This window comes from Sulfurimonas sp. NWX367 (assembly GCF_039667065.1).
GTDB classification, from domain to species: Bacteria; Campylobacterota; Campylobacteria; order Campylobacterales; family Sulfurimonadaceae; genus Sulfurimonas; species Sulfurimonas hydrogeniphila.
Map to the genome: position 1 here is coordinate 134,894 of NZ_JALCZM010000004.1, position 20,754 is coordinate 155,647.

Annotated in this window: 23 protein-coding genes; 21 read left to right on the forward strand and 2 right to left on the reverse strand. The window is 36.4% G+C overall.

Annotated elements, in window-relative coordinates:
* The first annotated feature begins 26 nt into the window (after positions 1–26).
* Positions 27–614, forward strand: coding sequence for a DUF302 domain-containing protein (locus MNY28_RS11430; RefSeq protein WP_151899850.1), 588 nt, complete (start codon positions 27–29; stop codon positions 612–614).
* Here the strand turns inward: MNY28_RS11430 and MNY28_RS11435 are convergent.
* Positions 611–1,588: a 6-phosphofructokinase gene (locus MNY28_RS11435; protein ID WP_346389912.1), complete on the reverse strand. Its 978-nt coding sequence runs from the start codon at positions 1,586–1,588 to the stop codon at positions 611–613. The genes MNY28_RS11430 and MNY28_RS11435 overlap by 4 nt on opposite strands.
* 90 nt (positions 1,589–1,678) lie before the next feature.
* Between MNY28_RS11435 and purH the strand changes: the two genes are divergently transcribed.
* The 3 genes from purH to MNY28_RS11450 all read left to right on the forward strand — a co-directional run bounded on the left by purH (position 1,679) and on the right by MNY28_RS11450 (position 4,608).
* Positions 1,679–3,217 carry a bifunctional phosphoribosylaminoimidazolecarboxamide formyltransferase/IMP cyclohydrolase gene (purH, locus tag MNY28_RS11440; RefSeq protein WP_346389913.1) on the forward strand — a complete coding sequence of 513 codons (1,539 nt, stop codon included), beginning with the start codon at positions 1,679–1,681 and terminating at the stop codon, positions 3,215–3,217.
* A gap of 104 nt (positions 3,218–3,321) precedes the next feature.
* Entirely contained in the window at positions 3,322–4,218 is an 897-nt protein-coding gene (locus MNY28_RS11445) for a J domain-containing protein (protein WP_151899853.1), read from the forward strand.
* 15 nt (positions 4,219–4,233) lie between these two features.
* The gene (locus MNY28_RS11450; protein ID WP_151899854.1) at positions 4,234–4,608 is read left to right on the forward strand and encodes a helix-turn-helix transcriptional regulator; all 375 of its coding nucleotides are present in this window, start codon (positions 4,234–4,236) and stop codon (positions 4,606–4,608) included.
* Positions 4,609–4,613: 5 nt separating this feature from the next.
* Here the strand turns inward: MNY28_RS11450 and murA are convergent, their stop codons facing one another.
* On the reverse strand, positions 4,614–5,876 hold the full coding sequence (gene murA / locus MNY28_RS11455) for a UDP-N-acetylglucosamine 1-carboxyvinyltransferase (protein ID WP_346389914.1): 1,263 nt from the start codon (positions 5,874–5,876) through the stop codon (positions 4,614–4,616).
* Positions 5,877–6,116: 240 nt separating this feature from the next.
* Here murA and MNY28_RS11460 point away from each other — a divergent pair, with 240 nt between their 5' ends.
* The 17 genes from MNY28_RS11460 (at position 6,117) to MNY28_RS11540 (ending at position 20,494) form a co-directional block, all read left to right on the forward strand.
* A complete protein-coding gene (locus MNY28_RS11460) occupies positions 6,117–6,548 on the forward strand; it encodes a hypothetical protein (protein ID WP_346389915.1) in 432 nt (143 codons plus the stop codon).
* Complete coding sequence (locus MNY28_RS11465) at positions 6,541–7,101, forward strand: hypothetical protein (protein WP_346389916.1); 561 nt, start codon at positions 6,541–6,543, stop codon at positions 7,099–7,101. Before MNY28_RS11460 ends, MNY28_RS11465 begins: the two co-directional genes overlap by 8 nt.
* A complete protein-coding gene (locus MNY28_RS11470) occupies positions 7,095–7,796 on the forward strand; it encodes an exonuclease domain-containing protein (RefSeq protein WP_151899858.1) in 702 nt (233 codons plus the stop codon). Before MNY28_RS11465 ends, MNY28_RS11470 begins: the two co-directional genes overlap by 7 nt.
* 4 nt (positions 7,797–7,800) lie before the next feature.
* Complete coding sequence (locus MNY28_RS11475) at positions 7,801–8,175, forward strand: hypothetical protein (RefSeq protein WP_151899859.1); 375 nt, start codon at positions 7,801–7,803, stop codon at positions 8,173–8,175.
* Positions 8,165–8,764 carry a 16S rRNA (guanine(966)-N(2))-methyltransferase RsmD gene (gene rsmD / locus MNY28_RS11480; RefSeq protein ID WP_151899860.1) on the forward strand — a complete coding sequence of 200 codons (600 nt, stop codon included), beginning with the start codon at positions 8,165–8,167 and terminating at the stop codon, positions 8,762–8,764. The genes MNY28_RS11475 and rsmD overlap by 11 nt, the downstream gene beginning before the upstream one ends.
* Before the next feature lie 36 nt (positions 8,765–8,800).
* Positions 8,801–9,847, forward strand: coding sequence for a flagellar basal body P-ring protein FlgI (locus MNY28_RS11485; RefSeq protein WP_151899861.1), 1,047 nt, complete (start codon positions 8,801–8,803; stop codon positions 9,845–9,847).
* Complete coding sequence (locus MNY28_RS11490; protein ID WP_151899862.1) at positions 9,847–10,155, forward strand: rod-binding protein; 309 nt, start codon at positions 9,847–9,849, stop codon at positions 10,153–10,155. Before MNY28_RS11485 ends, MNY28_RS11490 begins: the two co-directional genes overlap by 1 nt.
* Positions 10,156–10,231: 76 nt before the next feature.
* Positions 10,232–10,438, forward strand: coding sequence for a flagellar biosynthesis anti-sigma factor FlgM (locus MNY28_RS11495; protein WP_151899863.1), 207 nt, complete (start codon positions 10,232–10,234; stop codon positions 10,436–10,438).
* Between the two features lie 23 nt (positions 10,439–10,461).
* Positions 10,462–10,890: a hypothetical protein gene (locus MNY28_RS11500; RefSeq protein ID WP_346389917.1), complete on the forward strand. Its 429-nt coding sequence runs from the start codon at positions 10,462–10,464 to the stop codon at positions 10,888–10,890.
* A 1-nt stretch (position 10,891) separates the two neighbouring features.
* On the forward strand, positions 10,892–12,772 hold the full coding sequence (gene flgK / locus MNY28_RS11505; RefSeq protein ID WP_346389918.1) for a flagellar hook-associated protein FlgK: 1,881 nt from the start codon (positions 10,892–10,894) through the stop codon (positions 12,770–12,772).
* Positions 12,773–12,776: 4 nt separating this feature from the next.
* A complete protein-coding gene (locus MNY28_RS11510) occupies positions 12,777–13,574 on the forward strand; it encodes an ABC transporter permease (RefSeq protein WP_346389919.1) in 798 nt (265 codons plus the stop codon).
* Between the two features lie 11 nt (positions 13,575–13,585).
* Positions 13,586–14,629, forward strand: a complete 1,044-nt coding sequence (locus MNY28_RS11515) for an AI-2E family transporter (RefSeq protein ID WP_346389920.1) — start codon at positions 13,586–13,588, stop codon at positions 14,627–14,629.
* A gap of 60 nt (positions 14,630–14,689) precedes the next feature.
* On the forward strand, positions 14,690–15,256 hold the full coding sequence (locus tag MNY28_RS11520; protein ID WP_151901488.1) for an aminodeoxychorismate/anthranilate synthase component II: 567 nt from the start codon (positions 14,690–14,692) through the stop codon (positions 15,254–15,256).
* Positions 15,253–16,446 (forward strand): hypothetical protein, encoded by a 1,194-nt coding sequence (locus MNY28_RS11525; RefSeq protein WP_346389921.1) that lies wholly within the window; start codon positions 15,253–15,255, stop codon positions 16,444–16,446. Before MNY28_RS11520 ends, MNY28_RS11525 begins: the two co-directional genes overlap by 4 nt.
* An 87-nt stretch (positions 16,447–16,533) precedes the next feature.
* Positions 16,534–17,874: an ATP citrate lyase citrate-binding domain-containing protein gene (locus tag MNY28_RS11530; RefSeq protein ID WP_151899869.1), complete on the forward strand. Its 1,341-nt coding sequence runs from the start codon at positions 16,534–16,536 to the stop codon at positions 17,872–17,874.
* Between the two features lie 9 nt (positions 17,875–17,883).
* Positions 17,884–19,698, forward strand: coding sequence for a citrate/2-methylcitrate synthase (locus MNY28_RS11535; protein WP_346389922.1), 1,815 nt, complete (start codon positions 17,884–17,886; stop codon positions 19,696–19,698).
* 85 nt (positions 19,699–19,783) lie between these two features.
* Positions 19,784–20,494 (forward strand): prepilin-type N-terminal cleavage/methylation domain-containing protein, encoded by a 711-nt coding sequence (locus MNY28_RS11540; RefSeq protein ID WP_346389923.1) that lies wholly within the window; start codon positions 19,784–19,786, stop codon positions 20,492–20,494.
* The last annotated feature ends 260 nt before the right edge of the window (positions 20,495–20,754 follow it).

Genomic DNA, 20,754 nt, shown 5'->3' on the forward strand with positions numbered 1-20,754 from the left:
CGAAAATATCACAAAGGAAAAGATAAATGAGAAAAAACATAATTACTGCAATAATTGCACTGAGTGTTGCATTTTTTGCAACAGGATGTTCTACAATGCATATGGGCTGGGTGGCAGTTACGAGTCAACACAAACTTGACGACAAAGCTATGGATGCGTATGATGAAATGTTTACAAAAGTTGCAAAATACGGTGACCCTGCACGTGCAATGATGAAAGAGTGGAAGGTTGAAGAAGGTGTGAGCGGTGATGATGTAAAAGAGTCAATAGCTGCACTTACTGAAGAGTATAACATGAGACTTACGGGTTATGTTAAAATGTATACAAAAGAGGATGCAAAACCAAATGAAGTGGCAGAAGCAAGAATCTGGTCTTTGTGTAACCTTACGACTGCAAAAATATTCTTGAATTATTCACGTTATTATGGTGGTTTTATGCCATGTAGAATTATGTATGTTCGTTATGGTAACGGAGACGCTTTCTTAATCAGTATGGATATGACTCTTGCAATTCATGGCGGATACCCGTTACCTCCAAAAATGCTGGAAGCTGCTTTAAAAGTAAAAGACGCAATGGAAGGAATTCCTGCTCGTGCTGCACAAGGTGATTTCTAGTCACCTGTTGCTTCTGGAGAGTTTATAAATTTTATAAGCTCTTCATCTAACTGATAGGGTGTATTCACAACCGCATCAATCTCTTTATACCTGAACCCCTCTTTTGTATAACAAACAATAGTTTCGTTTTTATTATCCAGCAAAGCATCTATCGCATACGTAATAAATTTATATGCCATAAGTCTGTCTTTTACTGTCGGATTTCCTCCGCGCTGCAGGTGACCAAGTACATTTACTCTTGATTCAATGCCGATTTTTTCTTCAAACCATCGTGCTATCTCTTCAGAATCCTCATTTATCCCCTCTGCTACAATAGCAATAAAATATCTTCGTCCGTTTTGTATCTCTTGTTTGAATTTTTGCTCATACGCGTTTAAATTATAGGCTGTTTCAGGAATTAAACAAAGCTCAGAACCGGATGTCAAATGAGATACAAGTGCAAGGTAACCGCATTTGTTTCCCATGGTCTCAATAATGAAAGCCCTTTTGAAAGAAGATGCCGTATCTCTGATGGAGTCTATTGAGAATTTTATCATATTGAGTGCCGTATCTACTCCCAAACAGTAGTCTGTGCCTGAAATATCATTATCAATAGTAGAGGGAATACCGCAAAACTTTATGTTATGTTCTTTGTAAAACTGATGTAAACCACGAAAAGAACCATCTCCCCCAAGCACAATAAGCATTGTTACATGTAATGCATCAAGGTTTTGTTTTGCTATGTTTCTATACTTCTTCTGCATAAATCTTTTGCTTCTGGCACTTCCTATTTTAGTGCCTCCACGGTTAATAATGCCCGAAACATCACAATAACTCGCTTTATGAATATTGTTGTCAATCAGTCCTTCGTATCCGTCATACACGAAGTAGGGCGTTAAATTATTTTGTAAACTGTATTCAACAAATCTTTTCAATGCCGGATTCATGCCGGAGACATCTCCGCCAGAACAGAGTATGGCAATATTTTGCTTCATTATAGCTTCCTTAAATTGTTTTTTTAAGTTTACCATCTTCTAAACTCTATTTGGATAAAATAGCAGTAATATTTTAAATCAAGGCGTCAAATGAAAAAAAGAGCATTAGTAAGTGTAAGTGACAAAAACGGTGTTGTAGATTTTTGTAAATCATTGGTAAAAAATGAGTATGAGATAATTTCTACCGGCGGAACATACAGGTTGTTGAAAGAAAATGGGGTGGATGCTATTGAAATTGATGAGATAACAAAGTTTCCCGAATGTTTTGAAGGGCGTGTGAAAACTTTAAATCCTTTTGTTCACGGTGGGATTTTGCATCGTCGTGACAAACAGTCACATTTGGACCAGGCAAAAGAGCTTGGGGTTGAAGCGATTGATCTGGTATGTGTCAACCTTTATCCGTTTAAGGAAACAATAGAAAAAACGGATGACTTTGATGAAATTATAGAAAATATTGACATCGGCGGTCCGGCAATGGTTCGCTCGGCTGCAAAAAACTTTGATGCTGTTCTAATTGTAACAAATGTACAAGATTATGACATCGTTATTGATGCGATTGAGAATGAAAAAAATACAAAAGAGTTTCGCCGCGGTTTTATGATTAAGGCGTATGAACATACTGCAGCCTATGATTCAATGATTGCAAACTACATGAATGAACGTTTCAACGAAGGTTTCGGCGAAAAACAGTTTATTGTAGGCAATAAAGTAATGAACACTCGTTATGGTGAAAATCCTCATCAAAAAGGTGCCCTCTATGAGTTTGACAAACATTTTTCAAATAATTTTAAGACACTAAAAGGCGAAGCAAGTTTTAACAACTTAAATGATTTAAACGGTGCGGTTAAAATTGCAGCGGCCTTTGGGGATGAAAATGCTGTTTGTATCTCAAAACACGGTAATCCCTGTGGCTTTGCAATTAAAGATACATTACTCGAAGCATATACAGAAGCACTCAAATGTGACCCTGTATCTGCTTTTGGCGGGGTGGTTGCCGTTAATGGCACAGTTGACAAAGCATTGGCAGAAAAAATGAATGAAATATTTATTGAAGTGATTATAGCAGGACGTATTACCGAAGAAGCACAGGAAGTATTTGCAGCAAAGAAAAGAATTAAACTTTTTGAGATGGGTGCGGATAACTTAATATTGGCGAATGATAAAAAAGACTTTAAACACATTGACGGCGGATTTATTTTCCAGGATGCGGACAAGGTGCAGGATGATGAAGTGAAAAATGCAAAACTTATGAGTAAAAATGCAGCAACACCTGAAGAGATGAAAGATCTTGAAATTGCCTATAAGGTAGCATCCCTGACAAAATCAAACTGTGTCGTTTATGTGAAAAATTCCGCAATGGTTGCTGTCGGTATGGGGATGACCAGCCGTGTAGATGCTGCACAGTGTGCGCTTAAAAAAGCAAAAGATATGGGGCTTGACGTAACAGGCGCAGCCCTTGCCAGCGAAGCATTCTTTCCATTTCGTGACTCTATAGATGCAGCCGCGGCAGCAGGAGTCAAAAATATTATAGAACCAGGAGGCTCTATTCGCGACGAAGAAATAATAGCTGCAGCCGATGAATTTGGTATGAGTCTCTACTTTTCAGGTATCCGCCACTTCTTACATTAAATCTATCAAGGTTTCTTTACCTTGATTGACATACACTCAAGTAATATGATATAATTCCACTAATGAGAATCTATGAATAATTAAATAAGTTAGAAGGAATAAATATGAGCAAATCATTATACGAAACATTGGAAGTATCTCCAAATGCAAGTGAATCAGAAATTAAAAAAGCCTACAGAAAGTTAGCCCGCAAATACCATCCGGATGTTAATAAGGATCCAAGTGCGGAAGAAAAATTTAAAGAAATAAATGCAGCCTATGAAGTGCTGAGCGACAAAGAGAAAAAAGCACAGTATGATCAGTACGGTGATGCAATGTTCGGTGGTCAGAATTTCCATGATTTTTCTCAAAGTCAGGGTGGAAATGTAGACCTTGATGAAATACTGCGTCAGATGTTTTCCGGTGGCGGCGGATTTGGAGGCTTTAGCGGTGCAGGAGGCGGAACATCCGGCTTCAGCAGTTCCGGATTTGGCGGAGGGCAACGCTATCAAGAACCAAACCTTGATATAGAAGCAAATGTAACCATCCCGTTTGCCGTAGCAATCTTAGGAGGCTCTCACTCTGTTTCTGTAAACGGCGAGCGTTTTGACATCAAAATTCCTGCCGGTGTAAAAGACGGTGAGAGAATGCGCGTCAAAGGCAAAGGCCATGCACAAAACGGCAGAGTCGGAGACCTCTTTTTGCGCATACATGTAGCACCGAGTCCGGAGTATGAGAGAGAGGGAGATGATTTAGTCAAAACTATTGATGTGCCTTTGTATGCGGCACTTTTTGGTGACAAAATATCTGTACAGACTCTGGAAAAAGAGATTAAACTTAAAATACCGCAAAATACGAAAAACGGACAGCGCTTTCGTGTCAAAGGTATGGGGGCTATGAATCGTAAAACGAAACAAAGAGGTGATTTGTATCTAAAAGCAAATATTGTATTGCCAAAAGTTGAAGATCTGGATCCTGAATTAGTAAAAATTATGAAAGAAAAATTACCAAAGACAGTATAAAAGGAGGGTATTGCTATGCACCATTATGATGAACCGGTCTATTTAATAAGCATTGTTGCAAAAATATTAGATATACACCCTCAAACTCTACGACAGTATGAGAGGGAAAACTTAATAAATCCATCTCGTTCTGACGGACGAATACGACTCTACTCGCAACGGGATATAGATAAAATTAAATTAATTTTGCGATTGACACGTGAACTGGGTGTGAACCTTGCAGGTGTGGATATTATTCTTAATTTGAAAGAAACAATAGATGCAATGGAAAAAGAGATAGCAGAACTTCGTCACGAAGTTGAAGTAGTCAAAAATGCACATTCTGTTGCTCCGGAAAAGTCACTTGTCACGAAAAAGAGTTTATATGAGATGATAGTTTTTAAAGAGTAGAAGATCTACTCTTTGAGTCTTTGTATATTGGCACCGACCTGGTAAAGTTTTTTCTCAAGTGAGTCATATCCACGATCCAGGTGGTAGATGCGGTGTACATGTGTTTCTCCAGTTGCAACAAGTGCAGCGAGAACCAATGCGCTTGATGCACGTAAATCCGTTGCCATGACATCAGTCCCACACAGGTTACTTTTTCCACTCACTGTTGCAATATGACCGTTCAATGTTATATCTGCACCCATACGCTGTAATTCACTGACATGCATAAATCTGTTTTCAAAAAGTCGTTCTTCTATAATTGAAACACCGTCTGCTTGTGTTGCAAGTGCCAAAAACTGTGCCTGCATGTCTGTTGGAAATGCGGGATATTCCTGTGTGACAATTTTAACAGGCTTGATATGCGCGGCAGGGTGAATTGTAATTGTGGTGTCTGTGAGGGTAAAAGTACTGCCCATCTCTTCGAGTTTGGATAAAACTGCGCCCAAATGTTTCGGTTCAACATTCGTCAATGTGAGTTGCGATTTTGTAATGGCCCCTGCACAAAGGTATGTTCCGGCTTCTATCCTGTCCGGAATGATAGAAAACTCATTGATATTGAGCAGTTGTCCGTCTGTACCGTGTATTTCGAGTATTGCTGTGCCTATACCGTTGATTTTCACGCCGCTGGCATTGAGTACTTCGCATAATTGGACAACTTCAGGTTCTCTGGCTGCATTTGTAATCGTTGTTACCCCCTTGGCAAGAGCGGCGGCCATAACAATATTTGCAGTACCTGTAACGGTGACTTTGTCAAAAATTATTTCACATCCGTGCAAGCCATTTGGCGTTCTTGCTTCGATGTATCCTGCTTTAATAGCTATTTTTGCACCCATCTGTTCCAAGGCTTTAAGATGCAGATCAATTGGACGCTGTCCAATTGCACATCCTCCGGGTAAAGAGACTTCACAATGCCCAAAACGTGCTAAAATCGGTCCTAAAACCAAAATAGAAGCACGCATGGTTTTTACTATATCATAGGTGGCTTTTGTTTCGTGTAGATCAAATGTATTGACGATAACACTGTCTTGCGAAAATTCACAGGTTGCACCAAGATTTGACAGGAGTTTTAAAAGCGTTTTTATATCTACAACCTGTGGTAAATTTTTCATATGTACACTGTTTTTAGCCAGTATGCACATAGCAATAAGAGGTAGAGATGCATTCTTTGCACCTGAGATATTTATAGTACCTTCGAGTGAAGCACTGTTTTTTATTTTTAAATAATCCATAGGTCTCTTTGTATTTTCATAAATTTTATAATTGGCATTATATCTAAGGGCACCTCTAAAAACCCTGATATATCTCAACATTATAGCAAAAGTGCTAATGCAAGGCAAAACTATGCAGGAGCTACGAGTAGCTTCTCTTTTTGGTTTTGAGGTATATCAGGGTTTTTAGAGATGCCCTGATTAATATGATTATATAAACAGTTTATTTTTGATATACTTAATTTTTTAAAGGATTTACACATGAGTTCCGCATTAGACAGATTGAAACATTTAACAAATAAAATTTCCAGTTATGAGACGGCGAGAAAGCAAAATTTAAAAATATTACAAAAGCTGTTTGGGGAGTTGGATATAGACAAAAAAGTAGCAAAATTTGAAGATTTATTTCATTTTAAAGCTGTGAACCTTTCGGGTGTATCGCTAAATGAGGAGGATCTTGGTACAATTAAAAAAGGAAAATATTTACAGATTTTAGCAATTCATTATGACAAAAACGCAATACAAAAAAGTAAAAATATCTCTTTGGCCTATTTTGGAAGAGTTGAGAATGTTGACACTGAACTAAAAGAGAAGGTAGTGGAATTTGTCATTCGCTACAGGTTTGAAAAAAGTTTTATGACACTTGAACATTATCATGATATGCTAAATAGATTCGGGCAGGAGAATGAGTAGATTTTATTTTTTTATATGGTTGCAGTGGGCGGTAAAACTGACATTGTATACAGCGTTGCTGACTTTTTTTATTGCTGCTTTTATAACACTGGTAATATATATAAGCCAGGGAACAGGTACATTAGACAATGAAATAACAAGGGCACTTTTGACTATATTTAAATTCTGGTTTATGGTGGCATGGAATTTTGCGCTTTTGATTGTTTTATTTAGAAGTCTGAAATATATTTTTAATAAATGCATAAAAGGGTATGTGTTTGTCCTGTTAGGTTGTCCCAAAGAAGAGACGAATGAAGAAACAGGAAAAATTATAGATGAGATTGGATATGGTGATTTGTTGAAAGTATGGCGAAAATGGTTTATGCTGATGATATGGACAGTTGCAGGAGAAATGATTGTGGCAGTGATTGTTATGAAGCTTTTTAGCTCATATGAGAGCGTGTTTACATGGTTTAATATGTATGTTCTGCATATATTTATACTAATTGCCGGTTTTTTTTCTTTCATTGTACTCAGTGTAAAATGTAAAAAAGTTCAGGTAAAAAAATGTTGATTTTTACAGATGTGCAGACTACAGGGATTGAAGCAGGCGATGTTGTGTGCTCCGTTGCATTATTAAAAGATGAAAAGGTATTTTACGAACTTATAAACGAAGGAAAAAAGATACCGCCGTCAGCTTCAAGTATTCATCATATTACAAATGAAATGATCAAAGATAAAAAGCTTTTTAAAATGACGCAAGTATATGAAATATTACAAAAAAACAATACTTTTGAAAATACTTTAATTGCACATAATGTACAATTCGTTTTGGAAAAATTTGCTGTTTCGGGTCTGCAATGGCAAGGAGCTGTAATAGATACATTAAAAGTCACAAAACATCTTATCAAAGAGTGCGAACAGTTTTCATTGCAGTTTTTACGCTATGAACTCAAGCTGTACAGACAAGAGAATGCGCTTAAACAGCAGTATGGAATTAAAGATGCTTTATGCTCCAATAATGCACTCAATGATGTATTTGTAACAAAATTATTGTTTGAATATCTGCTTGAGTATGCAACAGTAGAAAAGATGAAAGAATTAAGTTTTCAAAAAGTGCTTTTAGAAAAATTTCCCTTTGGAAAATATATGGGAAAATATATAGAAGAGATAGTCCAACATGATATTAATTATGTGAACTGGATGTTGTGTCTGGAAGATTTGGATGAAGATTTAAAGTACTCGCTTGAGTATTATTTGAGAGGATAGTTTTATGAAAGTAGCTGTTGAATGCCAGTCTCCGCTTTTGCAAAAGTCATTAGAACTTTTTTTGGCAAAGTATTTAAGTTCATCAAAAAAAAGTGACATAATCATTCGTGATGAAGAGTGTTTGAATGAGAGCCGATGTTTTTATATTTCAACGAAAGAAGGAGCAGACTTATTGAAACCTTTTTCAAAGTCACAGCTTATTTTGGCCTTGGAAAAAAAATATAATGAACTCTATCCTGAGAGTACAAATACTCAGCCTGAAGATGAGAACACAAGTGAGAGAATGAACTTTGAAGTATTGGAAAAAAGAATTGAGTTGTTAACAAAAGAGTATCAGGAAAATATTCTAAGAGCGGTGAAAGCATTTTATGAAAAGTAAACAACTGAGCAAGAAGATTATTGCAGGAAAATATAAGGGAAAAAAACTTTTGCTCCCGTCAAAAGTCACTACACGAAGTTCCAAGTCTATAGTTTTGGAATCTTTTTTTAATACTTTACAGTTTGATATAGTTGATGCAAACTTTGTTGAAGTTTTTTCAGGAAGTGGATCAATAGGTCTTGAAGCACTCAGTCGTGGTGCAAAAAAAATATACTTTATGGAAAAAGACAAAGAAGCATTAAAAACACTTCAAAAAAATATTTCACAGACAGACCCGTCTGCCTGTGAAGTCTTTGCCGGAGACAGTTTTGAAAATATTGAGTTAGTTCTCTCAAGACTGAAAAAATCGAATGAAGATGCATTCTTCTACATTGACCCTCCGTTCAGCATCCGTGAGGGTATGGAAGAGATTTATGAAAAAACTATGAAACTTATAGAAAAACTGCCTGCCTTACATGTAAAGATGATTATTGTAGAACATATGAGCGGTCTGAAGATTCCTGAATTCTTAGGCATATACAAGGTGAAAAAATCAAAAAAATTTGGGAATACTACGTTAACATATCTTACAAACAATAATATGGAATAAAATTTGCTGGTTTATCTTTACATGTAAGGATTGCTAATGAAATTTATTTTACTGTTTATACTTTTTTTCTCTACTCTTTATGCTACAAAGATATCGGATGTGTCAAATATTGTAGGAGTAAGAGACAATCAGGTTATAGGCTATTCCCTTGTTGTCGGATTGAAAAAAACCGGAGACGGGACTACCTCAAGGTTTACTCTTCAGTCTATCTCCAATATGCTTCGTGCAATGAATATAAATATGGATCCAATTGACATCATGTCGAAAAATGTTGCTGCTGTTGTGGTAACTGCTACTATGAAACCTTTTGCCAGACAGGGTGATAAAATGGATGTGACCGTTTCTTCTATAGGAGACTCAAAATCTTTAGAAGGGGGAACACTTCTGATGACACCTTTAAAAGGGGTTGACGGAAAAATTTATGCTTTGGCACAAGGAGCCATCAGTATAGGCGGACTGAACACAAGAGGTGCAGGAAATGCGTCACACCCTACTACAGGAATTGTTTTTAACGGAGGGATAATTGAAAGAGAAATCAATATTGATCTGTTTCATCAAAAATATGCAACATTATCTCTTAAAGAATCAGGATTCAGGAATGCTGTTGGAATTCAAAAGGCAATTAATGATTATTATCATACACAGTTAGCAATAGCTATGGACTCAAGAAGTATAAAACTGAAATGTCCACAAAATCGTTCTATGATAGAGTTTTTGGCTGAGGTTCAAGAGATCGACATGGATTATCATCCAAAAGATAAAATCATAATAAATGAAAGAACAGGAACAATTGTTGCTGGAGTAAATATAGAACTCAAACCGGTAGTTTTAACACACGGAGATATTACGATAAAGATTGTTGAACAGAAAAAGATTTCAAAGCCTGCAGGTTCAATGAGTGTTGATAATAATCTGGTTATCGGTTTAAACGAGAATGAAGTCTATACCAAAGAGGGAACAACAACAGTGGCAAACCTTGTAAGATCTTTGCAAAAACTCGGAGCTTCACCAAAAGATATTATATCTATACTTGAAGCGATGAAAAGTGCAGGGAGTATATCTGCAGAATTGAAGGTGATATGATGAGTTACTCAATGAATGCTGTCAATGCCCAGGCACAAATGGCTACAGCGAATAAAGCAATACCCAGGATTGACGAAAAGGCGCAGGATAAGGCTCTGAGAGAACAGACAGATGCTTTTGAAGCCGTTATAGTAAAAATGCTGATGGATAATGCGATGAAAGATGATAAGAATCTTTTTTCATCACAAAATGATCCGGGAGATAAAATATATAAATCAATGTACAGAGATGAGCTTTCTAAAGCAAGTGCCGGAAGTTTCGGATTTTCGCAAATGCTTTATGATTATTTATCTCAAAAGAATTCATAAAATCAACTTAATAAGTTCTGGTTATTGCCGATATAACAATAGCAATAAAACAAACTTATTATATAAAGGATGAATTATGATTTCAAAAGTAAATAATTCAGTGTTGGGGAGTGCCTATGTGAACAATACACTTTCAAACACACAAAAAAAAGAGAATACTTCAGTAACTGCTGTGGAAAACAAGAGCAGTAAAGTCGAACAACTCAAAGAGTCTATAGACTCAGGACAATACAAAGTAGATTTGTCTGCATTATCTAAAAAAATGGCAGATGAGTTACTTTAGAAATAAACTAACAGGAGAATGGCATGTTGAGTCATCATTTGCAGAGTGCTTTACAGGATTTAAAAGATTTAATTTCAATAACAAAATCAGATATCAAAGATATTCAAAAAGCGCAACATGACCATCAGTTTGAAAGACTCTCCATAAAAGAAGAAAAACTAAAAAGCTTTGAAGCAAAAAAAGCAATGATAGATTATGAAATTTCTGCGTTAATTACATCCCATCCGGATGTTGAACTTCCCCAATTATTAGATGAAACACAGCATCAACTACTGGATGAATTAAAACAAAGCTTGTCAGAACTCAGAACAGTGAATAAACAGTATGCAAAGTTAGTAGTTGTCGTGAGTAATTTATACAATACCTTCCTGGAAAGATTAGTACCGACTGAAATGCAGGGGTACAACAAGGTTGCATCCAAAGACTCTACAATATTGGAAGTAAGGGTTTAAAATGGCTTCAATTTTTAATACACTCAGCATCGGATACAGCGGATTAAGCGCAGCACAAGTCGGAATAAATACAACAGGAAACAATATAGCAAATGCGGAAAATGAAGGATATACCCGTCAAAGAGTGATCACTTCAGCTGCAAATCCTTTGATTACGAGTGCAGGAAATGTTGGAAATGGCGTTGAAATCCAGGATATCAAAAGAGTATTTGACAATTTTGTGTTTGACAGATACAGCAGTGTTTCTGCAGATAAAGAATACAGTGATTTTGAAAGACAAACACTTGAAGAACTCTCAACATATTTTCCTGAAATAGATGGTGTCGGAATTAAAGCGGACCTGGCCGAATACTATAATATGTGGCAGACTTTTGCTGATAATCCAAATAATGATTCCATAAAAGTTGCATTGGCAAAACAGACCGAAACACTGACACAGCATATAACCCAAACACAAAACCAGGTTTTAAATTTACAAATGCAGGTAAATGACCAGCTTGATGTTAATATTACTGAGGTAAACAGTCTGGCTCAGCAGTTGGCAGATCTTAACAAGTCCATTGATGTCGCTGAAGCGGGTGGAGGATACACTGCAAATGATTTACGGGATAAAAGAAATGTTATAGAAAGAAGTTTATCCAGATTGATAGGCGCTGAAGTAAATCAAGGACAGTTGGAATCAAATATTCAGATAGATTCCAATTCAAATACAAGAACCGGAAGTTATACACTTAGTGTTAACGGTTTTAATCTTGTTGACGGCAGTACATATCATCCGCTCACTATTGAAAAAGGGAATAATCCGTATGGATTTTATGAACTCTCCTATGAACGACAGGATGGTACACTTATTCCTATGGAAGAAGAGATAACCAATGGAAAGATAGGAGCAATTTTCAATCTGAGAGGTCGGGCTGTTGATACAACAAGTGGTATGCCGACAGATGGTGTATTGCAAAATGTTGTTTCAGATCTTGATGCTTTTGCCAAGGGCCTCATAGAATCAACAAACAACCTGTATGCAAAAAGTGCCAGATCCCGAATGGAGTCAAATAACATTAATATTAATCCGGCAACTCCTTTGGTAACTTCCTCTTTAAATATTAATCCCGGTTCTTTTGATGTGACAGTGTATGATATAGATGGCAATGAGGTGGCAAAAAGGACGATAAACATTGATGCTGCAACTTCTATGTCAGGTATCAGTGGTTCCAACTCAATTGAGGGGCAAATCATCGCAAATAAAGATGACAACAGTGATGCAAATGCCAATAATGATGTTGATGATTATATGATTTTTAATTATGCACCAAATGCGAATGGTGATATAAAACTTGAACTCAGCATGAATACAGCTGCCAATTCGCAAGGCTATACATTTGCCGTTGTTGACAACTTACCTGATAATACATTTGCATCAGGAACAAATTTTGCAGGTGCTATAGGGCTTGGTTCCTTTTTTGAGGGGACTAATGCAAGAGATATTCGTCTCAATACACAATACAGGAATAATCCGACACAATTACATGCTGGCTATTCATCCAATGCAGGTGATAACAGAGTCGCTCTTGATATGGTTCAGCAACAGTTTGAATCCTATAAATTTCAGGTAGGAAATGAGCAGTATGATACGACAACATACGGGATGTTTGATATTACCAGTACCTATGTAGGCATCTCAACAAATTCAGCCATAACAAGGAATGAAACTGTTTCTACGCAATTTAATGCGACAGAGATGGAATATAATTCTATTACAAAAGTAAGTATTGATGAAGAGATGACAAATCTCATCAAGTATCAGACTTCTTACGGTGCTGCCGCAAAAGTGATTACTACTGTTGATCAAATGATGCAGACACTTTTAGGCATTAAACAATAGCTTTATGCCTAAATTCAGTATATTTATACTCATCTTTATTTTCCTGTTTTCGTTTTTCGGATCACAACTATACCATGCCAGCCCCTATGCTTTAGATGCAAAAGCAATTTTGTTGGCGCCTTCCTTGATGCACCCTTTAGGCACGGACAGGCTGGGAAGGGATATATTGGCTCGCCTTATTGCCGGAGGAGAAGTTTCTCTTATTATTGGGGCAGGGAGTGCTTTTGTCGCTTCTTTTATTGGACTGATTCTGGGTTCGATGGCCGGATATTTCAAAGGAAGCGTGGACAGGATCTTTGTCATTACAGTCGATCTTTTTTTGACATTTCCGACATTTTTTTTACTGCTTGCATTGGTCAGTTATGTCAATGCCTCTGCTTTGGTTCTGATTGTTATTATATCAATTACAGGGTGGATGACAACCGCCAGGCTGATACGCTCTGAGAGTTTTAAAATTACTTCCCAGCCTTATATTAAAATACTCAAGATCGCAAAGGTAAATACATTAAAAATTCTTTTAAAATATTATGTCCCTGTTTTGGCTCCGATTTATTTTGTAAGTTTTACTTTCGGCGTGGGCGGTGCTATTTTGGCAGAGTCAGGATTGAGTTTTTTAGGATTGGGAATTGTCGCACCTCAGATGAGCTGGGGGACAATTTTAAGTGGAGGAAAAGATGTTATTGACATTGCCTGGTGGGTGAGTTTTTTTCCAGGTTTAATGATTTTTTTAGTCACTTTTTCACTTATTAATATTTCAAACTATTTACAGCAGATTACAAATCAACAAGAGATTCAAAGCTAAAGGAAAAACGTATGAAAGAGCATAAAATAGGCTATTATTTTATCGTTATGGCAAGTGTTGTGATTGTCCTGGCAGGCATAAAAAGTGCATCAGTCATTATTATTCCGTTTTTACTCTCTTTGTTTATTGCAATTATCCTCTCTCCTTTGTATAATTATTTTAAGTCAAAGTCGATACCGGATATTGTGTCTGTTACTTTGGTAATAACAGTCTTTATTCTGTTTTTGGCGCTGATTGCAAAACTTGTGGGTAATTCAGTGCATGATTTTAGTGCCAATATTGATACATATGCACAAAAACTTGCGCAATATTATCAGCTTATTTCACACTATACCGCTTCTTTCGGTATAGAAATTTCAACTGAGGATATAGCAAACCTGATAAATATGAAACAGGCGATGAAATTCGCAACAAGTATTATTCAAAGTATGGGTGCTATGTTTACAAATGGTTTTATCATTATTTTAACAGTGATATTTATGCTGCTTGAATCACAATATTTTGTAAAAAAAGTGGAACTGGCTGACGGACATCAAGAGACAATGGCTCATATAGAAAGAATTTTTTCTAAAATAAAAAACTATATGGTACTCAAAGCACTCATTTCATTGTTTACCGGTGCCATCATATGGATGAGTCTCTATTTTTTAGGTACAGATTATGCCTTTTTATGGGGAGTATTGGCTTTTATGTTAAACTTTATCCCAAATATAGGTTCAATAATTGCAGCCATTCCTGCAGTTTTAATTACTTTAGTGCAGCTGGGAGGCATGAGCGCTTTGGTAGTCATGGTGTTGTACACTGTGATAAATATAGTCATAGGCTCTATTCTTGAACCTAAAATTATGGGAAAAGGTTTAGGACTGTCCACCCTGATAGTTTTTCTTTCACTCATGTTCTGGGGATGGCTTTTGGGCATAGTAGGCATGCTTTTGTCAATTCCTTTAACAATAATGGCAAAGATTATTTTTGATGCCAATCAAAATACACAATGGATAGGCGTCCTGCTTGGAACAGGTGACAATATTGCATTGAAGGAAGAAACTAATAAGTAAAATACAAGAGCAATATAGCTATACTACAAAAAATATATAGATTACTCAGTAGGAAAAATTTTGATATTAATGATAGACAATTATGACAGTTTTACATACAATATTGTTCAGTATTGCAGGGAACTTGGAGCGGATTTAAAAATTATACGCAATGATGAGATGAGTGTGCAAGAGATAGAAAATCTTCATCCGGAAAAAATTATAATTTCTCCCGGACCGGCTTCTCCTGATGAGGCAGGTGTAACCTTGGAAGTGATAAATTATTTTCAGGACAAATTGCCGATTCTTGGTATATGCTTAGGGCACCAGAGTATTGCACAGGCTTTTGGTGCAGATATCGTGCGTGCCAAAAATATGATGCACGGTAAAACATCAAAGATTAAACACTCTACATGTAAACTCTTTGACACTCTGCCGGATGAATTTACGGCAACACGTTATCATTCTCTGATAGTCGATAAAAAGAGTATACCGGAGAGTATCGAACCGACAGCCTTCAGTATGGATGATGATGAAATAATGGCACTAAAAATAAAAGATAAAGATATTTACGGCGTGCAGTTTCATCCTGAATCTATAATGAGCGAATACGGACATGAAATTATTGGAAATTTTCTAAAATTATGAAATATCGAATCATCTTATTCCTGATACTTGGATTGGATGCATCTATTCTTATTTTTCAAACTACGCAAATTTCCATCTCTCCCTCTGAAGCATCACTTTTGTACGGAGATGCTTCCTTCTTACAGCAATTAGTGAAACTCTCATTAAAAATATTTGGACAAAATGATTTTGCATTACGGTTTGTGATGATACTTTTACATCTTTTAAGTGCATGGCTTTTACATGCGATTTCTGCAAAATACTTGGCATTAGAGAGAAACAGGTTATGGTTAGTAACAGTATTTGTACTTTTACCTGGGGTTGTCAGTGCTGCTCTTGTCATCAGTCATGCCGGTTTGATTATCTTTGGACTGTTTCTGTACATATATTTGAGTCAAAAACTGAATGATTATTACTTGAATATTCTGTTGTTTTTGTATGCACTTTTAGATGCGGGTTTTGTTTATTTGTTTGCAGGACTTGCAATATTTTATTTATTTCAAAAAAATAAAATATTGTTTTTATACAATCTTTTTCTCGCAGGTTTGTCTGTTTATATCTACGGTTTAAATATATCCGGTGTGCCGAGTGGTCATTTTTTAGACACAATCGGAGTTTACAGTGCTATTTTTACCCCTGTTATATTTATATATATTTTTTATACGCTGTATCGTGGTTACCTTAATGACGAGAATGACCAAATATGGTATATAGCATCAACTGCTTTATTGTTTTCTTTACTCCTGTCATTTAGACAACGTGTCGAACTTGAGTTATTTGCACCTTATCTGATTTTAGCGCTGCCTTTGGCGGCGAAAACTTTTGCACATTCATACAGGGTGAGACTGACAAACTTCAGGAAAAGATACAGAGCAATATTTGTGTTGGCCTTTGTATTTTTAATTTTTAATACCCTAATTGTAATGTTTAACAAAGAACTGTATTTACTTTTAGACAATCCAAAAAAACATTTTGCATATAAAATGCATATTGCCAAAAAACTTGCAACCGAGTTAAAAGCAATGAATATATTGTGTGTGAAAACCAACCAGGATATGCAGAAAAGATTAAAATTTTATTTTATTGATAAATGTGATGAAAATGTTTTACAAGAACTAAAACCTCATTCAAATATTAAGAGTGATGTTACTATACGTTACAAAAATAAAATACTGTATAAGGCTAATGTTACTAAAATAAACAATAAATAAATCTATTTAATGGTTAATATAAACCAAAGATATTTGTTGGATACTTTATGCTAGAATAATCCACAAATATCAAAATAGGGAGTTTCTATGGCTCAAAAAGCGATACGAGAATATGACGCGAAGTCAATTTTAGCAAAACATTGGAATAAATACTTTCCAGATTTCACTTATGCATACGAGACGGTTCTGGTAACATCAGGTGCGGAACTGCTTGAAGCTGCAAAAGAAAAACCATGGTTAAAAGAAAAACCATTAGTTGTAAAACCGGATATGCTGTTTGGTAAACGTGGTAAAAATAACTTAGTGCTTTTTAAAGATCAAAAACCGGGTGATGTTACTTTAGAAAAAGCTGCAGCATGGATTGACGAAAAAGCGAAAGAAGATGTGGCAGTCTATTTTTCATTTGAGGGAGATACTCCGACAGGTGAGCCAAAAGTAGACAGATTGACTCACTTTATTGTTGAGCCGTTTACTCCGCATGATCAGTCTGAAGAGTATTATATTTCAGCAACTGTGGTAGGAGATGAAGATGTTCTCTACATGTCAGCTGAAGGCGGTATGGAAGTTGAAGAGGGATGGGATGAAAAAGTTACCGAAGTTGCATTCCCTATTACTGCTACAGAAGAAGAGATCGCCGAGAAAATAAAAGCAAATATTCCTGCAGACGTAAAAGAAGAAGATAAAGAAAATTTTGCAAAATTTGCAATCGGTTTCTTTAAAGCGTATCGTGAACTAAATTTTGCATACCTTGAAATTAATCCATTTGTTATGCAAGGAACAAAAATTGAGCTTTTAGACATGGTTGCAAAACTGGATGATACTGCCGGATTTATGATGGTAGAAGAGTGGGGTGATGTTGAGTATCCAACTGCATTTGGTATGGAAGCAAAATCTCCGGAAGTTGAAGCAATCGAGGAAGCAGATGCAAAAACAGGTGCTTCACTCAAGCTTACATTACTGAAGCCTGAAGCCAGAATATGGACTATGGTTGCCGGTGGTGGTGCTTCAGTTGTATACGCTGATACTATTGCTGATTTTGCAGGTATTGAAGATTTAGCGAACTATGGTGAATACTCAGGCGGTCCAACTACAGGTGAAACAAAATTTTATGCTGAAACACTTCTTGATTTAATGACAAGAGAAAAAGATCCTCAAGGGCGTGATAAAATCTTAATCATTGGTGGAGCGATTGCAAACTTTACAGATGTTGCAAAAACATTTACAGGTATTATTCAGGCTTTTGAAAATTACGCCGATAAAATGAAAGACGTAGGTATAAAAATTTATGTCAGACGTGGTGGTCCAAACTATGAAAAAGGTTTAAAAGACATCAAAGAAGCTGCTGACAGATTAGGTTTAAACATTGAAGTATATGGTCCGGAAACACATGTAACAGACATCGTGCGTATGGCATTAGAAGAGAAGTAAGGAGAAAAGATGGGAAAATTATTTACTAGAGATACACAAGCAATTTTTTGGAATAACAACAAAACTGCTATCCAGAGAATGCTTGACTATGATTACACAATCAAAAGAGAAACACCATCTGTTGCGGCAATCGTTGCACCTACGAGTTCAAACAAATTTGAAAAGTTTTTTTGGGGTGCGGATGAGATTATGGTCCCTATTTACAAAAGTACAGCAGAAGCAAAAGCTGCTCAGCCGCAAGCTGATGTACTTTTAAACTTTGCATCATTCAGAACGGCTTATGATGTAACAATGGAAGCCTTAAACCTTGGCGGCTTTAAAACAATCATGATCACAGCTGAGGGAATTCCGGAAAGACTTGCCCGTGGCATGAATGCCTATGCAAGAGAACTCAATGTAACTGTTATAGGACCTGCAACTGTTGGTGCTATTGTTCCGGGTGCATTTAAAATTGCCAATATCGGTGGTACTATTGAAAATATTATCAACTCAAAATTGCACCGTGCCGGTTCTTGCGGACTTGTGACACGCTCTGGTGGACTTTTTAACGAACTTTCAAACATCATTGCAATTAATGCTGATGGTATTGCGGAAGGTGTTGCTATCGGTGGTGACAGATTCGTAGGATCAGTTTTTATTGACAATTTATTGCGTATGCAAGAAAACCCGGATGTAAAATATATGATTTTACTGGGTGAAGTCGGTGGTACAGAAGAGTATAAAGTAATCGAAGCAGTAAAATCCGGGAAAATTACTAAGCCAATTATTGCATGGTGTATCGGTACTATTGCTAAGTATTATGATTCCGGTGTTCAATTCGGGCATGCTGGTGCTTCCGCTAATGCTGAGCGTGAAACTGCTGAAGCTAAAAACAAAGCGATGGCTGAAGCTGGTATACATGTACCGGCTACATTTAACGATTTACCGGCAACTATCATGGAAGTTTATGATGATTTGAAAACAAAAGGCATTATTGGGGAAATTGAAGAACCTGAAATCAATGTTATTCCTAAAATGCGTCGTTCTAAAAACTTTATCTGTACTATTTCTGATGACAGAGGGGAAGAGGCTACATATGCAGGCTTTCCTATTTCATCTGTTGCGACTCCGGATACAGGTAAAGGTATCGGTGATGTTATTTCACTTTTATGGTTTAAAAAACAGTATCCCAAATGGGCGACAGATTTTATAGAAACAGTTATAAAAACAGTAGCAGACCACGGTCCTGCGGTTTCTGGTGCGCATAATGCAAAAGTAACAGCACGTGCAGGTAAATCAGTTGTTGAATCACTTGTAACCGGTTTATTGACAATTGGTCCGAGATTTGGTGGTGCAATTGACGGTGCGGCAAAATATTTTAAATATGCTGATGATAACAATCTTTCTCCAAAAGAGTTTTTAGCATATATGAAAAGTGAAGGTGTACCAATTCCAGGTATCGGTCACCGTATTAAATCTCTTAAAAATCCGGATCTTCGTGTTACGGGTCTTATGAATTACGCAGCAGAACATTTTCCAAGTACTCCACTGCTGGATTATGCAAAAACTGTTGAAGCATTAACAACATCAAAAAAAGAGAACCTTATCTTAAATGTTGATGGTACTATAGGTATCTTAATGGTTGATATGTGGAGAGCACTGGGATACTCTGAAGAAGAAATCAATGAATTTATCGAATCAGGTACTCTTAACTCTTTCTTTATCGTCGGCCGTTCAATAGGTTTTATCGGGCACGTTCTTGATGAAAAACGTCTTGCTATGCCAATGTACAGACATCCGATGGATGATATTCTTTACGATGTAAAAAAAGCAGAAAAAATTTAATTATTCTGCATGAGACAAAGAGGTTACTCTTTGTCTCATCTTCATTCCTTTTCCCCTTTTTATTCTATTCTGATATACTACACTCATGAAAAAAGCTTTTACTCTTTTAGAAATTGTTTTTGTGGTGGTTGTAATTGGTATATTGGCAGCAGTTATAATTCCGCATACCAAGACCAATCCTTTACAGGAAGCAGCTATACAATTGGTTTCCCATATAAGGTATACGCAGCATTTGGCAATTATTGATGACAAGTTTGATGCGAATGAGCCATACTGGTTTAGGCAAAAGTGGCAATTGGCATTTTCCACGGCTGCCGGAACAAACTCTTATATGATATTTTCGGATTCTCCTGCCAAAATTGGTGGAGCGTATGATGGTAATCCAAGCGCGAACAATACATATACTGATGTGGAAGTAGCACAAAATCCGCTAAAAAAAGGTAAGTATTTGATTGGTGTTGCAAATAATAATTTTGACAATTCTGAAACAAAACATCTTTCAAAAGAGTTGGACATAGGCAAGAAATATGGTATTGCTGCTATTACAGTGACAGGAGGAAGCACAGGTTCAGGAGCAAGAAGAATTTTGTTTGATCATATAGGCAGACCATACAGAGGGAATACAAGTTCAACTTCTATGGTTGCTTTAAATTCTGCTGTTGATAGAATTGCGACATCAGCAATTTATATAAAGCTTTGTTTGGATCTTTGTATTAATCCAAAAACGAGTGCGAACAACAGGAATGAGATTGTAATTAAAATAGAACCGGAAACCGGATATGCACACATATTATAGCTATAGACGTGAAAAAAATATTAAGAAACAGTAACTTCAAAAACTTTTTAAAAAACCCACCAAACATTAAGCAGTCTCTAAGCAATACTCCCCTATAATTCCCATCCACAAACAGAGAGACCTTGTTAAAAAGGCCTAGAGAGACTTCAAGTAGAAGCTTTTAAAAATGTTTGAGATCATTGAAAACTAAGCAAGTAAGAGACTTTTTAACTTTAGAGTTAAAGAGATAAATTACTTAGAAATAACTAATAAACAACAAC

Excerpts from the sequence above, each read along its gene's own strand:
- MNY28_RS11430 (WP_151899850.1), top strand. The coding sequence starts at position 27 with ATGAGAAAAAACATAATTACTGCAATAATTGCACTGAGTGTTGCATTT.
- MNY28_RS11435 (WP_346389912.1), bottom strand. The coding sequence starts at position 1,588 with ATGAAGCAAAATATTGCCATACTCTGTTCTGGCGGAGATGTCTCCGGC.
- purH (WP_346389913.1), top strand. The coding sequence starts at position 1,679 with ATGAAAAAAAGAGCATTAGTAAGTGTAAGTGACAAAAACGGTGTTGTA.
- MNY28_RS11445 (WP_151899853.1), top strand. The coding sequence starts at position 3,322 with ATGAGCAAATCATTATACGAAACATTGGAAGTATCTCCAAATGCAAGT.
- MNY28_RS11450 (WP_151899854.1), top strand. The coding sequence starts at position 4,234 with ATGCACCATTATGATGAACCGGTCTATTTAATAAGCATTGTTGCAAAA.
- murA (WP_346389914.1), bottom strand. The coding sequence starts at position 5,876 with ATGGATTATTTAAAAATAAAAAACAGTGCTTCACTCGAAGGTACTATA.
- MNY28_RS11460 (WP_346389915.1), top strand. The coding sequence starts at position 6,117 with ATGAGTTCCGCATTAGACAGATTGAAACATTTAACAAATAAAATTTCC.
- MNY28_RS11465 (WP_346389916.1), top strand. The coding sequence starts at position 6,541 with ATGAGTAGATTTTATTTTTTTATATGGTTGCAGTGGGCGGTAAAACTG.
- MNY28_RS11470 (WP_151899858.1), top strand. The coding sequence starts at position 7,095 with ATGTTGATTTTTACAGATGTGCAGACTACAGGGATTGAAGCAGGCGAT.
- MNY28_RS11475 (WP_151899859.1), top strand. The coding sequence starts at position 7,801 with ATGAAAGTAGCTGTTGAATGCCAGTCTCCGCTTTTGCAAAAGTCATTA.
- rsmD (WP_151899860.1), top strand. The coding sequence starts at position 8,165 with ATGAAAAGTAAACAACTGAGCAAGAAGATTATTGCAGGAAAATATAAG.
- MNY28_RS11485 (WP_151899861.1), top strand. The coding sequence starts at position 8,801 with ATGAAATTTATTTTACTGTTTATACTTTTTTTCTCTACTCTTTATGCT.
- MNY28_RS11490 (WP_151899862.1), top strand. The coding sequence starts at position 9,847 with ATGAGTTACTCAATGAATGCTGTCAATGCCCAGGCACAAATGGCTACA.
- MNY28_RS11495 (WP_151899863.1), top strand. The coding sequence starts at position 10,232 with ATGATTTCAAAAGTAAATAATTCAGTGTTGGGGAGTGCCTATGTGAAC.
- MNY28_RS11500 (WP_346389917.1), top strand. The coding sequence starts at position 10,462 with ATGTTGAGTCATCATTTGCAGAGTGCTTTACAGGATTTAAAAGATTTA.
- flgK (WP_346389918.1), top strand. The coding sequence starts at position 10,892 with ATGGCTTCAATTTTTAATACACTCAGCATCGGATACAGCGGATTAAGC.
- MNY28_RS11510 (WP_346389919.1), top strand. The coding sequence starts at position 12,777 with ATGCCTAAATTCAGTATATTTATACTCATCTTTATTTTCCTGTTTTCG.
- MNY28_RS11515 (WP_346389920.1), top strand. The coding sequence starts at position 13,586 with ATGAAAGAGCATAAAATAGGCTATTATTTTATCGTTATGGCAAGTGTT.
- MNY28_RS11525 (WP_346389921.1), top strand. The coding sequence starts at position 15,253 with ATGAAATATCGAATCATCTTATTCCTGATACTTGGATTGGATGCATCT.
- MNY28_RS11530 (WP_151899869.1), top strand. The coding sequence starts at position 16,534 with ATGGCTCAAAAAGCGATACGAGAATATGACGCGAAGTCAATTTTAGCA.
- MNY28_RS11535 (WP_346389922.1), top strand. The coding sequence starts at position 17,884 with ATGGGAAAATTATTTACTAGAGATACACAAGCAATTTTTTGGAATAAC.
- MNY28_RS11540 (WP_346389923.1), top strand. The coding sequence starts at position 19,784 with ATGAAAAAAGCTTTTACTCTTTTAGAAATTGTTTTTGTGGTGGTTGTA.